Source organism: Shewanella donghaensis, from assembly GCF_007567505.1.
Lineage (GTDB): Bacteria > Pseudomonadota > Gammaproteobacteria > Enterobacterales > Shewanellaceae > Shewanella > Shewanella donghaensis.
The window spans coordinates 4,136,756-4,152,508 of the sequence record NZ_CP041783.1 but is presented as its reverse complement, the minus strand read 5'-3'; the positions used below and the strand labels follow the sequence as shown (position 1 = coordinate 4,152,508).

Here is a 15,753-nt window from a genome sequence, read left to right as displayed (position 1 = left end):
AACTATTATTTACAACGTAATCATTTGCCGCTTATCTATTTGTTAAAGGAATATACACATGACTAACTACAGAAGTAATATCGATGAAGCTGCTACCTTGATTAATTCAGAAGGTAGTGCATGGAATGCCATCAACCCAGAATCAGTCGCTCGTATGCGTCTTCAGAATCGTTTTCAAACTGGGTTAGACATCGCAAAGTACACTGCTAAGATTATGCGTGAAGACATGGATAACTACGATAAAGACTCATCGCAGTACACTCAGTCTCTAGGTTGCTGGCATGGTTTTATTGCCCAACAAAAAATGATCTCTATTAAAAAGCATCTATTAACCACCAAACGTCGTTACCTATATCTTTCAGGTTGGATGGTTGCAGCACTTCGTAGTGAGTTTGGTCCATTGCCTGACCAATCTATGCATGAAAAGACCTCTGTCGCGGCGCTGATTAAAGAGCTATACACTTTTCTACGTCAAGCTGATGCACGTGAATTGGGTGGCCTGTTCCGCGAATTAGATAATGCTAACGAGTCAGAAAAAGCGGCGATTCAAGACAAAATTGAAAACTTCGAAACCCATGTTGTACCGATTATTGCCGATATTGATGCAGGTTTTGGTAACGAAGAAGCCACTTACTTGATGGCAAAACAAATGATTGAAGCGGGTGCTTGTTGTATTCAATTAGAAAACCAAGTGTCTGATGTAAAACAGTGTGGCCACCAAGACGGTAAAGTGACCGTGCCACATGTTGAGTTTTTAGCAAAAATTAACGCGGTTCGTTACGCCTTTTTAGAACTAGGCATTGATGACGGTGTGATTGTTGCCCGTACCGACTCATTAGGTGCTGGTCTAACGCAAAAAATTGCTGTGACAAATGAACCTGGTGACTTAGGCGAGCAATACAATGCTTTCCTTCAAGTTGAAACCGTAGATGCAGCCAAACTGAACAACGGTGATGTGGTATTCCAGCAAGATGGCAAACTCGTTAAACCTGCTCGCCTGCCAAATGGTTTGTTCCAGTTTAGAGCGGGTACTGGTGAAGAACGTTGTGTACTTGATTGTATTACTTCACTGCAAAATGGCGCTGACCTATTGTGGATTGAGACAGAAAAGCCTCATGTATCTCAAATTGGCGCAATGGTTAACGAGATCCGTAAAGTTATACCAAACGCAAAGCTTGTGTATAACAACTCACCATCGTTTAACTGGACGCTTAACTTCCGTCAGCAAATATTTGATGCAATGCAAGAAGCAGGACAAGACGTTTCAGCTTACGACCGCGCACAATTAATGAGTGTTGATTACGATTCAACTGAGCTTGCGATACAAGCTGATGAAAAAATTCGTACATTCCAAGCTGATTCAGCTCGTGAAGCGGGTATTTTCCATCACCTTATTACGCTACCGACATACCATACTGCAGCGCTATCTACTGATAACTTGGCTAAAGAGTACTTCGGTGACCAAGGCATGTTGGGTTATGTTGCTAATGTTCAACGTAAGGAGATCCGTCAAGGTATCGCCTGTGTTAAACACCAAAACATGGCAGGTTCTGATATGGGCGATGCACATAAAGAGTACTTCTCTGGTGACCAAGCGCTTAAAGCGTCAGGTAAAGACAACACAATGAACCAGTTTTAACGACTCGTTTTACAGACTTGTTTTACAGACGATAGCGAGCTTTTAAACTCGCGATAACTGACTCCAAAAAGCCTGAAGCAAACCTTCAGGCTTTTTTGTATTTAACTCTCCTGAACAAAAAGAAGTGGGATTACAAACTGATTAAGAGGGTCAGAGTCTGAGTCCGCTTACTCCAAACAATGTTACGCACTCAACCAGCGCTGGCAATTACTCACACTTTGACGCCGTTTTCGCTGTAAATGCTCACAATATTCAGTTAATGCAGGTAACGCCCCTACTGCACCTTTAAATAAGGCTCCAAACTCAGTAGTGATTTTTAACCAGTTTTCAGTAGGAATATTCAACCTATTGAGAATGCCCTGACTACTCGCGCTTATGGCGCCGCGTTTGTCATTACGAATAATCCGCCCAGTATCTTCAACTAGCACAATGTAATCTTTAACGCTAAACATCAAACCATTAGGCATATCCAAGCGTTCATTACCTACAAAAGGCAGTAACTCCGCGGGTTGCTCACCTTTCATGGCTGAGTTGATTCTGCGTTGGATACTGGTGTAATCAGAGGTTTCTGGGGTTGCAGCCATCTTGGCGCGAATAGGGTTTAAGTCCACATAAGCCATGCATGCCAGCACTGCAGCTTCATCTAATAATGCCTGGGATTTAAAGCGCCCTTCCCAAAAACGACCAGTGCAGTTATCTTCTTTATTAGCCATTCGAGCAATGGGTTCACACAAGGAGCGCATAAACCAGCTGATGTCAGTCAAGCGTTGGCGGTATTGAGTAATACAATCATTAACCGTCTTTAACTCAAACTCATTAAGCGCTTCACCTCTAATATATTTATTCGTTAGCAATGTGCCTTTAAAGCCTTTATGCCATTGGGTAAGCACATATTCATCAGACCAGTTTTTAGCTCTATCCGCATCCACTTTTAACACCACATGCAAATGATTACTCATCACTGCATAAGCACATATATCAATGGCAAAAATCGTCGCCAATTCAATAATTCGGCTATCAACCCACTCTCGACGGTGTTCATAGTTATCGCCAGTACTTGCATCAAAACCACACAGAAAAGCTTTACGCACCACGCGTGAACAGCAGTGATAGTAGGGTGTGTCCTCTAAACTTACGAGTGTTTGCCTTGGTCTGGCCATCATCAATCACCGATTATTAAGCAATAAATAAAGCCTAGTTTAGTGTTGACTATTTAGCCAGTTGGAGTGGGTGGCCATGTTATTCTAATGAAAGCTAATTGATGAAAACGAACTCTAATCTACACACTTCTATGAAGTCTCTTAACACACCAATCTACAAACCGATGGTCGCACAAATCAGTCGGCCAAAAACAAAAAGAAGCTGCATGTGCAAAGGCAGACTAACGATACAATCTGTAACAGACTACTTTTTAATGATTTTATTTCAACATTTAGGACAAAACAGTGCGCTAAAGCATTGCAATAAATAGACCCAATAGCGTAATGTATAACCAATAAAAACACACGCAGGCCAAGCTCTTAATCTAATAAGAGAACGCCTTTCAGGGAAGAAGAAGCCAATCATCCGCTTGTAAAACTCAGTTCACTTGAACCACACAAGCACAAAATGAAAAGTTTACTCTAAGCCTGATTATTATTGTAAGGAATTTAAATGACTAAAATCGTAGTGCTTGGCGGTATCAGCGTCCCTTATCAGCAGGATAACCAGACCAAAAAGTGGAATTTTAGTAAAGTATATGATTGGAACTTGGGTAATCATTATGTCCAAGAGTTTGCAAAAGAAGCTGATCTTAAAGTAAGAAGGCGTTCAAAAAATCATGGAAAAATTGGATACCCACCAAAGATAAAGTCCCTTGCATCTTCATTAGAGATACATTTAAAACCTAAAAAAAATATAGATTTTAAAGAGTTAGTTGAAACAGTCCAGAAAACCAATAGTTTAGTTCTCAAGAGCTCAAGAGCTCAAAGTAAGCTTGTGCTCATATTCCTCAAATACAAAAAAGAGCATGAGGACAGCACTAGCACAACTCCAATATTTATTGAAAATTTATTGGTCATGTTATTAAAAGATAAATCTGCTTTAATGTTTGGAAATGATGGAGAACCTCTAGGTACTGAGATCATAGACTTTGATGATGTGATGCAAGCAGCGCTAATTAATATAGATGAATTTACTAATTCCATATCCCAAAAGGAAGATATTGACGTTTCTTTTATTAATGGAGTTGGCGGTACTACTGACTACTTTATAGACTTTTTTGATGCTGAAGATGTAATAAAGAATAAAGAAAGTGTCTCTAATGTTTTAACTGCATTAAATGATTTCTTATTAAAGAAAAAATTAAAAAGAAAGCAAAGAGAGTTATGTGAAAAAAATGTCAAGTCACATATAGAACGTAACGAAAGAAATAAGATATCGACTAAACTACAAGATTTGAGTGGTGTAATTTATAATACGTTAAGAATAGACAAAAGTTTAAACATAAAAAAAGGTTCATTCGAAGATTTTGTACAGAACAACGATTATAAAGTCAATGAAGAATTTAGTGTCAGCAAAAAAGAAAGAGAAACTTTAGAATTTATTACTATGGATACGGATGTTGGTAACCTAAAACTTAAAAAATCGCTGTTTAGTAAAAAAAGTAAAGTTGGAAATATTGTTTTCAACCCACAGAATAATGAACTTACCGTTAAGACAAAAATAGACAACCCCGATATTATTGCTGAATTAATAAAAATCCAGAATGGATAACTTACAAAGAGAAATAATAGAATACTACGCTAAGGGGGTATTCTCTTTTGACGGTGATTACTTTACATCAGTAGGCCTACCTAAAGAAAAGTTTGACATTCTATTCCCATTAGCTATTTATCCAAGTTCTCAATTCATTGCCGACAATGGCACTGTAGATATAGAAGAGATAAATTTTATTTTTAAAGATTATCACAAATTATTAGAACATATCGAATGTCTTGATTTGGACATAATTGATAACTCTTATAATAAAGTTATTTTAGATAGCGATGGTATTATCGAACTAGGTGAGTTTGCTCAACATTATAAGAAATGGATACAGATTTTTGATGAGATTGCAGATCATCAGTACCCTATAAATGATTTAAGCTCAGGTAGAACTTATATTTTCATAGAAAAAAATGATAATCAAAACTCTACAGTTTTAAATATAAATATTGATGACGTGTCAGAGAAAGAGATATGTAAATTAATAAAATCAATAAGTAATCCAAAATTGTTACTTGAATCTTGCTTACAAAAGGATGCACATCAAGGCGAAAAAAAAGCAACTCTAAAAAGTTCATTATTAAAGGTTATTAGAAATAAAAACATTCCACTTATTGAAATACTAAGCCTAGGAGAAACACTTCTAAATACATTTCACAAAAACTACGAAACCTATTTAAGAAGTTTCTCATTTGAGGATTTCATTAAAGACTTAGAAGATGATGTAGGCGATTTTATAAGTAAGGTTGAAGAGCAAATTCAAGGATTTTACGTACAAGCATTGGCTGTTCCTGGAGCAGTAATACTTGCTTCAGCATTCAGAGGGGCTGATAAAGGCATAAGTATAGCTTTATTATTCAGCACCGTCTTAGCGCTTACAATTGTCTTTAGCTCTCTTAAAAGCAAAACCAAATTTATTACACGAGTAACTGAAAATACACTTACAAAATTAAGTATTTATAAAAAAAGAACTACTGATATAAAAAACACCTTTGCACAACAAACAATTTTAGAAAAAATCAATGCTGCAATAAAATCAGTTGAAGATACTGCTGAAGATTGTAAAAGTGAAATAAAAAAGTTAAAAAACTTTATTATTATCTTAGTTTCAACTTATGTCATCGTTGCTGTTCTTTTTGAAAAAATGTAATTTTTATCTCTATAATTATCTAGTTAGACTATATGATCAAGAACTATTAAAACGATACAACAAAATGTAAAAAAGTGAACATCAGACAGTAGAATCGGCCAGAGTAAACTAAATTCGCCAACAAAAAAGCGACCCATCGGTCGCTTTTTTACTTTGATAAATAGCTAAACTTCAACAAAGCCAGCTACTCCTAATGGCGTTACCGCCGATGATAAGACAAGGAAGTTTGAGGTTTTCGCCGCGGAGTTGACTGGTGTCAATGAGCAGCGAAAAGCTTAAACTGAAGCCGTATTATCGAGGCCAAGTAGCCATTATCTTTATTCGTAGTCACCGATTGGCACACAACTACACATCAAGTTTCTGTCACCATAAACATCATCAATACGATTAACCGTTGGCCAGAACTTATTCGCCTTAACCGCTGCTGATGGGAACACGGCTTCTTCACGGCTGTAAGGACGTGAATCAAACGCTGGGTCCATAATGTCTGCCATAGTATGCGGAGCATTGTGCAGTGGGTTGTTGTCTTGTGGCCACTGGCCAGACTCGACTTTAGCCACTTCATTGCGAATGGCTATCATGGCTTCAACGAAACGGTCTAGCTCAACTTTTGACTCTGATTCTGTTGGCTCAATCATTAAGGTGCCCGCTACTGGGAAGCTCATGGTTGGCGAATGGAAACCATAGTCGTTAAGACGCTTAGCAATGTCCATTTCAGTGACGCCTGATGTTTCTTTAAGTGGGCGCAAATCAATAATACATTCGTGTGCTACGCGCTCATTACGGCCAGTAAATAATACTGGGTAATGACCTGACAATTTCTTCATCACGTAGTTAGCGTTTAGCAATGCCATTTGGGTTGATTGCTTAACCCCTTTAGTGCCTAACAACTTAATGTACATCCAGCTGATAGGTAGGATGCTAGCACTGCCGTATGGCGCGGCTGATACTGCGCCATTGTGGTCGCTTTCGCGGCCAGGTTTTACGATTTGGTGACCTGCTACAAACGGCGCTAAATGCTTTTTAATGCCGATTGGGCCCATACCTGGTCCGCCGCCGCCATGTGGAATCGAGAAGGTTTTGTGCAAGTTAAGGTGCGATACGTCAGCGCCGATAAAGCCCGGTGATGTAAGGCCAACTTGAGCGTTCATGTTGGCGCCATCAAGGTAAACTTGACCGCCGTACTGGTGAACGATTTCACAGATCTCGCTAATTGATTCTTCATACACACCGTGGGTCGATGGGTAAGTGATCATGATGCACGATAAGTTGTCTGCAAGCTCTGCCGCTTTTGCGCGTAAGTCTTCAACGTCAACGTTACCGTCTTTATCACAGGCAGTAACGACCACTTTCATACCAGCAAGCTGGGCAGAAGCGGGGTTAGTACCGTGAGCAGATTGCGGGATTAAACAGATGTCTCTGTGTCCTTCGCTGCGTGATTCGTGATATTTCTTAATCGCTAACAGGCCAGCGTACTCGCCCTGTGCACCCGAGTTTGGCTGAATACAGACGTTATCGTAGCCAGTAATGTTAACCAAGTAGTCTGACAATTCGTTAATTAACTGGGTGTAACCTTCTGCCTGGTTTAGCGGGCAAAATGGGTGCATGTTGGCAAATTCAGGCCAGCTTACTGGCAGCATTTCAACGGCTGCGTTTAACTTCATGGTGCAAGAACCCAGCGAAATCATTGAGTGATTTAAGGCTAAATCTTTATTCTCAAGACGCTTGATGTAACGCATCATTTCAGTTTCGCTTTGGTAGCTACTGAATGTTGGGTGAGACAATATCTTGTCGTGACGGATTAGCTCTGCAGGGATTGATTGCACTGCTCCAGCCAGAATTTCAGCATCGAGTATTGCTACGTCTAGACCGTGGTCAGCACCTAAGATGACATCAAATAACTGAGCGATATCGTCACGGGTGGTGGTTTCGTCAAGGCTGATGCCGACGATACCGTCGCTGTCGATACGTAGGTTCATTTCAGCAGTTAATGCACGTGCGTTAACCGCATCAACATCAAGACCTGATAATGAAAGAGTGTCAAACCAAGTGTTGTTAACTAACGCTACGCCTTTGGCTTTTAGGCCGACTGCTAAGATGTCAGTTAAACGGTTAATACGGCTGGCGATATTTTTAAGGCCAACAGCGCCGTGGAATACCGCGTAGAACGACGCCATATTCGCTAATAAGATTTGCGCAGTACAAATGTTTGAGTTGGCTTTTTCGCGGCGGATATGTTGCTCGCGGGTTTGCATCGCCATACGCAGGGCTTTATTACCGCGAGTATCTTTTGATACCCCAATAATACGACCTGGCATTGAACGTTTGTGTGCATCACGGGCAACGAAGAAGGCCGCATGTGGTCCGCCGTAGCCCATTGGTACGCCAAAACGCTGGGCACTACCAAAGACGATATCTGCGCCCATAGACCCTGGTGATTTAAGTAATACCAGTGACATGATGTCGGCAGCAACCGTGATGATGGCTTTCTTTTGTGCAAGTTTAGCAAACAACTCAGTGTTGTCGTTAATCTCACCGAAGCGGTTAGTGTATTGGAATAATGCGCCGAATAGCTCGTAGTTAGCAGCTTCGTTTGCTGGGCCAACGATAACTTCAAAACCAAAACATTCTGCGCGAGTTTGCACTACGTCTAATGTTTGTGGGAATACGTCGTCTGCCACGAAAAAGATGTTGGCTTTTTTGGCTTTTGATACACGCTTGGCCATGGCCATTGCTTCAGCGGCGGCGGTTGCTTCATCAAGTAATGATGCTGAGGCGAGATCAAGTCCAGTTAAGTCCATCGACACTTGTTGGAAGTTAAGAATTGCTTCTAAACGGCCTTGGGCGATTTCTGGCTGGTACGGGGTGTACGCTGTGTACCAACCCGGATTTTCAAACACGTTTCGTAATATGACATTCGGCACTTCTGTACCGTAGTAGCCCATACCGATATAGCTTTTAAAGACTTTGTTTTTGTCTGCTATGCCACGGATGTAGGCGGTGCCTTCTGCTTCGCCACATGAATCACCAATGGTCAATTCTTGCGGTAAACGAATTGAACCAGGCACGGTTTGTGCGGTTAAGTCTTCAAGCGATTCTGCGCCAACAAAATTCAACATTTCTTGCTGTTGAGTTTGGCTTGGGCCGATATGGCGGCTTAAAAACAATTCGTGTTGCTCTAATTGAGTTAGGGTCTGCTTTGTCATGAGAAATCGTGTTCCAAATCTGCCAGTATTTTTGCTGTAGGGCTGAATAGCTGGTCTAGGAAAAAATGTTGTGGTGCAATACTTTAATGAGTAACAAGTGGATCGTTTTTCATTAAAACTTTTTATAGGCTAAACAAAAGAAGCTCCCAAGGGAGCTTCTTTTAGCGTTGACGTTTATTCTTCGTCAATCACTTCTTGGTAACCTGCTGCGTCGAGCAAGTTAGCGGTTTCAGCTTCATCTGATGGCTGAACGCGGAAGAACCAACCTTCACCAAATGCATCGCTGTTTACAAGCTCTGGTGAATCTTCTAATGCTTCGTTTACGGCAATCACGTCACCTGAAATCGGTGCGTAGATGTCAGAAGCCGCTTTTACTGATTCAGCGACTGCGCAATCTTCACCAGCAGTGACGGTATCGCCAACTTCTGGTAATTCTACGAATACCATATCACCTAATAGCTCTTGTGCATGCTCAGTGATACCGACAGTGTAAGTTCCGTCTTCTTCTTTACGGATCCACTCATGAGATGAAGCATATTTAAGTTCAGCTGGAATGTTGCTCATTGTCGTAATTCCTATATCTATAAATTAACGCGTAATCGTTAGTGTTATTCGAGTATTTGGTATAAAGACTTAATCACTACTACTTTATTCATTGGTGATTTTACCTAAAAAATCAATATACCAAAATAGGTTAGTCGTAAAATGCGCTGTGAAATCGGTTTAATTTTAGGAGCCTGCACGGAGTTGATAGTTTTTATGTCAATATCAAGCCAATGAGTACAGGCGACAACAAAGTTAACCTATTTAACCCGCATTTAGCACTAACATTAAAATGCTTGTTTGCCGTTACGTACAAAGCTCGGTGCTATTACTTTAACAGCTACACGCTTTTTACGCATTTCAACTTCTGCCGTATCTGCGATGCCTTTTGGTACTCTTGCCATCGCAATTGAGTAACCTAAGGTTGGCGAGAATGTACCGCTAGTGATTGAACCTTCGTGCTCTACACCGTCTGCATCAGTAAAGAATACTGGCATGCCGTGACGAAGTACGCCTTTTTGTTCCATCACTAGGCCGACTAATTTGTCAGGTCCAGCGGCTTTTATGGCGGTTAATGCTGCGCGGCCATTAAAGTCACGGTCTGTTGGTTCCCATGCGATGGTCCAACCCATGTTTGCGGCTAGCGGGTTGACGGTTTCGTCCATGTCTAAACCATAAAGGTTCATGCCCGCTTCTAAACGCAGGGTGTCACGAGCACCAAGTCCACAAGGCTGTACGCCTGCTTCTAGTAGTGCTTGCCATAAAGCTTCTGCCTCTGCTTCAGGTACGATAATTTCGTAGCCGACTTCACCGGTGTAACCGGTAGTGGCAATAAACAGTGAACCAGCTTGAACACCAAAGAATGGCTTCATGCCTTCAACGGCTACGTTTTGCTCAGCGCTGAATACGGTCGCAGCTTTGGCTTTAGCGTTAGGGCCTTGAACGGCAATCATGGCAAGTTCAGGACGTTCGGTGATCGTCACCTCAAAGCCTGCAGATTGTTTATCCATCCATGCTAAATCTTTTACCCGTGTTGCTGAGTTAACAACCACTCGGTAATGGGTATCAGTTAGATAATAAGTGATAAGGTCGTCAATGACGCCAGCATTGTCATCTAGCATGCCGCTATAAAGCGCCTTACCAGCAACTTTTAGCTTAGCAATATCATTTGCTAATAATTTACGTAGGAATGCACAAGCATCGGTACCGGTCACATCGACAACGGTCATGTGTGATACATCGAACATACCTGCGTTTTGACGCACGGCGTTATGTTCTTCGATTTGTGAACCGTAGTTTAGAGGCATATCCCAACCGTGGAAATCTACCATCTTGCCTTTTGATTCTAAGTGCTTGTTAAAGAGTACAGTTTTATTAGCCATTATTATCTCTTTTTTATGAGCCTTCAGCAGGTAAAACTAATGAAGGCATTTTATAAATGCGCCAAAATTATACCCATAGAGTCAATTTTGTATAGTAGGAAATTTTCTAATCCGAGATTTTAACATTAGTTTAACTAATGCGAGGAATGTAGTTTTTTTACAAGAATTTCATCCACTTCCGCCCATCCCCTGATATATAACAAGTTTTAGGCCGAAGTGCGTTTGAATTTTAGTCGCGACAGAGTTTAGGAAGTTTCACTTTATTGCCTATAGCCTGTTTGATGAACACTGTTTTTAGTCCAGCGACATTATCAACCAGGTTTAAGCCCAGATCTCTAAAGGCTTTTTTGATGGGGTTGTTCCCAGAAAATAGTCTTTTAAAACCTTCCATTGCGCTGATCATTTCAATGGCATCGGCTTTTCGCCAGCGCTCAAGTGCACGTAAGTTAGCATAATCACCAATATCTTTACCTGCATCATGTAATTCGCTAATGGTTTCAATGATGCTAGCGGCATCTAAAAAGCCTAGGTTTACGCCCTGACCTGCTAATGGATGAATGGTATGGGCTGCATCACCAGCCAATAGCAAACGGTGGCGAGCAAAATGACGGGCATATCGCATACGTAGCGGATGAGATTGTCGCTCGCTGACCAGTTCACAAATACCGACGCGACCGTCAGAAGCGGCGGTTAAGGCTTTTGAAAACTCTTCGCTTGATAAGGCTAATAACTCTTCTGCTTGCTCTGGCGATACTGACCACACAATTGAGCTTAAGTTGTCTTCATATAATGGCAATAAGGCTAATGGGCCGTCAGCTAAAAACACTTGGCGGGCGGTAGCATCATGTGGCTCGCTGGTACGAATAGTGGCAACAATGGCATGATGACCATAATCCCAAAAGGTTAATGGAATTTGGCATTGTGTGCGTACCCAAGAATTGGCGCCATCAGCTGCAACCACGAGGGCGGCGCTTAAGTTGTCGCCGTTATCTAGGGTTAACCACGACTCTCGTTCACCAAAGGCGATGCGATCTAAGCGCTGACCTTCAAGGTGAGTAATATTGGATAATTCTGCGGTGCGTTTGGCCAAGGCAAAACTGATTGATTGGTTTTCGATAATTGCGCCCAAAGATGGCTCACTGATACTGGCGGCGTCAAAGGCAATTTTGCCTAAGCCGTCTTTGTCCCACACGGCCATTTTTGAATAAGGCGTAGCACGTTCGGTATCAATATATTGCCAAGCACCTAAATTAGTCAGGAGGCGCTCACTGGCTTTATTAATGGCGCTAACCCGCAAGCGAGGCTCACCTGATACCGCTTCAGTTTGGCCTGCATCGATAACCACGACCTTAAGATTTGCTTCGGCTAAACCGATTGCTGTTGCCAAGCCAACCATACCACCGCCAACAATGGCTACATCATAGGTTTGAGTTTGAAACATGTTAATCCTTCATTCTATTGGGTTATCAATGGGTTTGTTGAATGCGTTTTTATTTCACGGTAAAGAAACTGGTTTATCGTCTTTCAGTCTTCCTTCTTTGCTGCTTTGCTGTCTTACTCAAGCCTTAAACTTAAGCCTTAAACTTAAGCGCTTTTCCAGCCCATAGCCTTATGGGCAATAGGCGCTTTTAATGGCGGACACCAAGATAATAATCTTAACGCTAAACTGCGCCCTGCCACTAATGGCCAGTATTGATTTGAGAAGCCGCGCACTAAAAATTCAACATTGTTAATGGTGGTTTGTCTATCTTGTTCGCGCTTTGCTAGGTAAGCATGAATGATATCGTTATGGCCAAAGTCGAAAGAACTAGCACTTTTATTCGCTTCAGTGCTGGCTTTATTGCTTGCTTTAATGCTTGTTTCAACAGCATCTATTAATCCAACCACATCACGTAAACCCAAATTGAAACCTTGGCCTGCTATTGGATGTAATGTTTGCGCGGCATTGCCAATAAACACAGTGCGATGGTAAATAGGTCTTGGCATATACGATAAGGTTAACGGGTAACTGACGCGTTCACCAACATCTGTAAAGCGCCCGGCGCGATTGCCAAAAGCCTGTTGCAGCTTAGCTAAAAAATCGGCTTTATCGGTGTGTTTCAGTTGCTGGGCTCGCTCAGCATCTAACGCCCATACTAATGACAGTCGAGTTTTGCCATTGATGGTCGCCATAGGTAATAAGGCTAATGGCCCAGTATCGGTAAAGCGCTCATAGGCCCAACTATCATGGGGCTTGTCGGTTTGTACATTGGCCACCAGCGCCACTTGTTCAAATTCAACTTGGGTGACATCTTGTTTTAATGCCTGGCGTACTTTGGAATTTGCACCGTCTGCAGCAACTAATAATTGAGTGCGAATTTGCTGACCATTATCGAGGGTTAATGTGTGACCATCTGTGTCTAGCTTGGCAAGGCTTGCTGGGCAATATAGCTTAATATCTGCTTGTTGAACTTGTTCAAACAAGACTTTACCGACTTTAGCCAGCTCAACCACTTGTCCCATTGACGGTAAACCAAATTGCTCAGCATTGAGTTCGGTCATGCCAAAGTGGCCGCGATCTGAGATATGAATATTTTCAATGTCAGTTCCAAGGCTTTCAATGCTTGGCCAAATACCCAACTGAGTTAACTCAAACACCGAACCGTGAGCAATGGCAATGGAGCGAGAATCAAATCCCGGATGATTATCATCGGGTTTTACCGCTTCAATTAGGGCGATAGAAATAGGACGATTTAAAAGACCTGCATGTTTAGCGGATAATTTTTCTGATAATTTGGCTAAACCCAGCGCTAAACTGGCACCAGCCATAGCGCCGCCAACAATGGTGATATCGACCTGTTGTGGCAATGCTGATTTGGCAGTCGTTGCTGTGGCAGTCGTTGCTTTGGCAGTCGAAGGTTGGGCAGCATTAGTATTCGCGTTTAACTCAGTCATAAAGCCTGTTCTTTTTGTTATGGTTGCTGTTGGTCTTGGTGCAAGTTTTGCTGTTGCTCTTAGTGTTAGTCTTGATGCTAGTTTTGCTGTTGCTCTTGGTTTTGATACTGGTATTAGCTTTTTCGATATGATTAACGATCATTGCGAATCGACTTTCACTATAAAGTGAAGCAACGGCGTTATTACCATAGGCAAGATAGCCCATGGTAATAAGCGATAATCTGTTATCTATGTTGAACTAGTGTAATGGCGCTGCGGCTTCTTCATCTATTGGCATTTCTGGGCCAAATTCTGAATAACATAATATCGCGGCCATTCTGACAAACTCGTGCAGCTCAATAAAGGCGGCTTCAGATTCATCGTCATCGCTTACATCAAACTCAACTTGGGCAATAGCACCTAAATCTTGAATAATTTCACGTACGTCAGTTGAAGCACCATTTAGTTTTGGCTGAATAAGTGCAATAGCGGTTAGGTAGCTTTGCACCCATAATGCTAAACACTCTAGGCGTGTGCTAAGCGGCTCTTCTTCTTCGGGTAATAACGGCGTAAATCCATATTCAGCATCACCTAAACGGGTGGCGGTGTCTTGGAATAACTCATTGATTAATTGCTGCAGATCACTGCTAACAACTTGTCCGTCATTCATTAACTCAAGTAATGGCTTTTGCCAAGCGAACTTTGCTTGCTCTACCCCACCACAAATCAAGCCGACTAATGCGCCATGCACCTCAACGGGATGCTGACCAATTTCAGCTGAATCTAATGCTTTTTTAAGATTTTCAATACATAAAGAAGGAGGGGTTGCCATGATATTTTTCCGTTTATATTCGATCAGATGCAATGCTAGCAGAGTTAATATCTGCTACCAAACTCTTCGGTGTAATTTGGTAAGTATAAACCCAAATAAGTTAAAGATCTGTCCTGTGAATCTCAGTTACGCGTTTATTCAGTTACTAGAACGGTTAACCATCAGTCATTATTCAATCACTTAGCCTGCTTTAATAACCCAAGCTAATATTATTGGTCTCGAATATAACGCAATCAACTAAGCGATTTGTGCCAAAGCGAGTACTCTTAAGTGCGTCACCTTTTGCTGAAAATGAAGATAAGCGGGATTGGTATCAGGTTAGTTGATGTACTGCGCGTAAGTTGAATCGTAACTTAGTGATTAATTATGCTCAGACAACAAGCAAATAAGCCCTAAAGGCATCGAGTTACCTTGCACTTTTAATAGTAGCGCTATATAGTCCGCAAATAGACTTAAAACCGTTATCCTGTGTGATAAAAGCGTTAATGCTAACGCGTTATAGCTAGGTAAGTCGTTAACCTGCTACAATTTTTATTTTTTGACAAATAAGGATCTTCAGCGAAGCATGAGTAATAGTGCCATTGATATCTCCCTTTTAGGGCGCACCTACTCGATTAATTGTCCAAGAGGACAAGAGGATGCTTTGCGCTTGATTGCCAAAGGCGTCGAGCAGCAGCTTTCTACGCTTAAAACACGTACCAACAATTTAAGTCGCGAAGAATTAGCCATTATGGCCGCGCTAAATATTGGTTACGAGTTGCATGAAGAGCAGCAGAAGAATAAGCAGTATATGGCGCAAATGGATGAGCGTATTTCGTTATTACAATCAACGTTAGAAAACTCGCTGATTGAACGAACAGCTAAGACCGACTAAGAAAGATTAAGAAAGATTAACAATTTTAGAGTTATGTACTACGGTGTGTTTTCCCACTAAAGGTACCTGATTCAACCCTGTTTTGTTCCCTGGGATATTCGCTTGCTGGTTAAGTCCCTGTGCCGATACTTACAAACCCAGGGTGAATGCTTTCATTGACATTGTGCATGCTCGGCTCGTATCGAGAAGCCTTAGGATATGAACATTTACCCGTCTTGAACCTACGGTTCAAGGGCTGCGCCACGGTCGGTATCTTGGGGAACAATCTAATAATTTAAACCACCTTCTCGGTGGTTTTTTTATGTCTTTTTTAAACGTGATCACTCAAGTTAATAATGCTAATCCCTTGTTCTGAGTTATGCTCAAATGTAGCCCCAAGAGACCTGCATCATCTCAAGTTAACATCAGCCACTCAAACCACAAGCTAGATACAAAATCACACCCATTTACAACAATAATACCTACAAAT

11 protein-coding genes and 1 other RNA gene are annotated in these 15,753 nt (G+C 41.5%); 5 read left to right on the top strand and 7 right to left on the bottom strand.

Annotated features, from left to right (window positions below):
- Positions 1 to 58: 58 nt before the first annotated feature.
- Positions 59 to 1,639, top strand: coding sequence for an isocitrate lyase (locus tag FPK91_RS17695; RefSeq protein WP_144212913.1), 1,581 nt, complete (start codon positions 59 to 61; stop codon positions 1,637 to 1,639).
- Positions 1,640 to 1,821: 182 nt separating this feature from the next.
- On the opposite strand, the gene FPK91_RS17690 is transcribed toward FPK91_RS17695, so the two are convergent.
- Complete coding sequence (locus tag FPK91_RS17690; RefSeq protein WP_144214543.1) at positions 1,822 to 2,799, bottom strand: transposase; 978 nt, start codon at positions 2,797 to 2,799, stop codon at positions 1,822 to 1,824.
- A gap of 493 nt (positions 2,800 to 3,292) precedes the next feature.
- On the opposite strand from FPK91_RS17690, the gene FPK91_RS17685 reads away from it, so the two are divergent.
- The gene (locus FPK91_RS17685; protein ID WP_144212911.1) at positions 3,293 to 4,393 is read left to right on the top strand and encodes a nucleoid-associated protein; all 1,101 of its coding nucleotides are present in this window, start codon (positions 3,293 to 3,295) and stop codon (positions 4,391 to 4,393) included.
- Complete coding sequence (locus FPK91_RS17680; protein WP_144212909.1) at positions 4,386 to 5,534, top strand: hypothetical protein; 1,149 nt, start codon at positions 4,386 to 4,388, stop codon at positions 5,532 to 5,534. The genes FPK91_RS17685 and FPK91_RS17680 overlap by 8 nt, the downstream gene beginning before the upstream one ends.
- Before the next feature lie 317 nt (positions 5,535 to 5,851).
- Here FPK91_RS17680 and gcvP read toward each other — a convergent pair whose 3' ends face one another.
- The 6 genes from gcvP to FPK91_RS17650 all read right to left on the bottom strand — a co-directional run bounded on the left by gcvP (position 5,852) and on the right by FPK91_RS17650 (position 14,410).
- The gene (gene gcvP / locus FPK91_RS17675; protein WP_144212907.1) at positions 5,852 to 8,740 is read right to left on the bottom strand and encodes an aminomethyl-transferring glycine dehydrogenase; all 2,889 of its coding nucleotides are present in this window, start codon (positions 8,738 to 8,740) and stop codon (positions 5,852 to 5,854) included.
- 174 nt (positions 8,741 to 8,914) lie between these two features.
- On the bottom strand, positions 8,915 to 9,304 hold the full coding sequence (gene gcvH, locus FPK91_RS17670; protein WP_144212905.1) for a glycine cleavage system protein GcvH: 390 nt from the start codon (positions 9,302 to 9,304) through the stop codon (positions 8,915 to 8,917).
- Positions 9,305 to 9,570: 266 nt separating this feature from the next.
- A complete protein-coding gene (gene gcvT, locus FPK91_RS17665; protein ID WP_144212903.1) occupies positions 9,571 to 10,665 on the bottom strand; it encodes a glycine cleavage system aminomethyltransferase GcvT in 1,095 nt (364 codons plus the stop codon).
- Between the two features lie 229 nt (positions 10,666 to 10,894).
- A complete protein-coding gene (locus tag FPK91_RS17660; RefSeq protein ID WP_144212901.1) occupies positions 10,895 to 12,106 on the bottom strand; it encodes an FAD-dependent oxidoreductase in 1,212 nt (403 codons plus the stop codon).
- Positions 12,107 to 12,249: 143 nt separating this feature from the next.
- Positions 12,250 to 13,473 (bottom strand): 2-octaprenyl-6-methoxyphenyl hydroxylase, encoded by a 1,224-nt coding sequence (ubiH, locus tag FPK91_RS17655; RefSeq protein WP_264371795.1) that lies wholly within the window; start codon positions 13,471 to 13,473, stop codon positions 12,250 to 12,252.
- A gap of 364 nt (positions 13,474 to 13,837) precedes the next feature.
- On the bottom strand, positions 13,838 to 14,410 hold the full coding sequence (locus FPK91_RS17650; RefSeq protein WP_144212897.1) for a UPF0149 family protein: 573 nt from the start codon (positions 14,408 to 14,410) through the stop codon (positions 13,838 to 13,840).
- Positions 14,411 to 14,975: 565 nt separating this feature from the next.
- On the opposite strand from FPK91_RS17650, the gene zapA reads away from it, so the two are divergent.
- Positions 14,976 to 15,284 (top strand): cell division protein ZapA, encoded by a 309-nt coding sequence (gene zapA, locus FPK91_RS17645; protein WP_144212894.1) that lies wholly within the window; start codon positions 14,976 to 14,978, stop codon positions 15,282 to 15,284.
- An 83-nt stretch (positions 15,285 to 15,367) separates the two neighbouring features.
- Positions 15,368 to 15,549, top strand: a non-coding RNA gene (gene ssrS, locus FPK91_RS17640) — 6S RNA.
- The last annotated feature ends 204 nt before the right edge of the window (positions 15,550 to 15,753 follow it).

Bases quoted from the DNA above. Each gene is read 5' to 3' on its own strand.
- FPK91_RS17695 (WP_144212913.1), top strand. From the start codon at position 59: ATGACTAACTACAGAAGTAATATCGATGAAGCTGCTACCTTGATTAAT.
- FPK91_RS17690 (WP_144214543.1), bottom strand. From the start codon at position 2,799: ATGGCCAGACCAAGGCAAACACTCGTAAGTTTAGAGGACACACCCTAC.
- FPK91_RS17685 (WP_144212911.1), top strand. From the start codon at position 3,293: ATGACTAAAATCGTAGTGCTTGGCGGTATCAGCGTCCCTTATCAGCAG.
- FPK91_RS17680 (WP_144212909.1), top strand. From the start codon at position 4,386: ATGGATAACTTACAAAGAGAAATAATAGAATACTACGCTAAGGGGGTA.
- gcvP (WP_144212907.1), bottom strand. From the start codon at position 8,740: ATGACAAAGCAGACCCTAACTCAATTAGAGCAACACGAATTGTTTTTA.
- gcvH (WP_144212905.1), bottom strand. From the start codon at position 9,304: ATGAGCAACATTCCAGCTGAACTTAAATATGCTTCATCTCATGAGTGG.
- gcvT (WP_144212903.1), bottom strand. From the start codon at position 10,665: ATGGCTAATAAAACTGTACTCTTTAACAAGCACTTAGAATCAAAAGGC.
- FPK91_RS17660 (WP_144212901.1), bottom strand. From the start codon at position 12,106: ATGTTTCAAACTCAAACCTATGATGTAGCCATTGTTGGCGGTGGTATG.
- ubiH (WP_264371795.1), bottom strand. From the start codon at position 13,473: ATGGCTGGTGCCAGTTTAGCGCTGGGTTTAGCCAAATTATCAGAAAAA.
- FPK91_RS17650 (WP_144212897.1), bottom strand. From the start codon at position 14,410: ATGGCAACCCCTCCTTCTTTATGTATTGAAAATCTTAAAAAAGCATTA.
- zapA (WP_144212894.1), top strand. From the start codon at position 14,976: ATGAGTAATAGTGCCATTGATATCTCCCTTTTAGGGCGCACCTACTCG.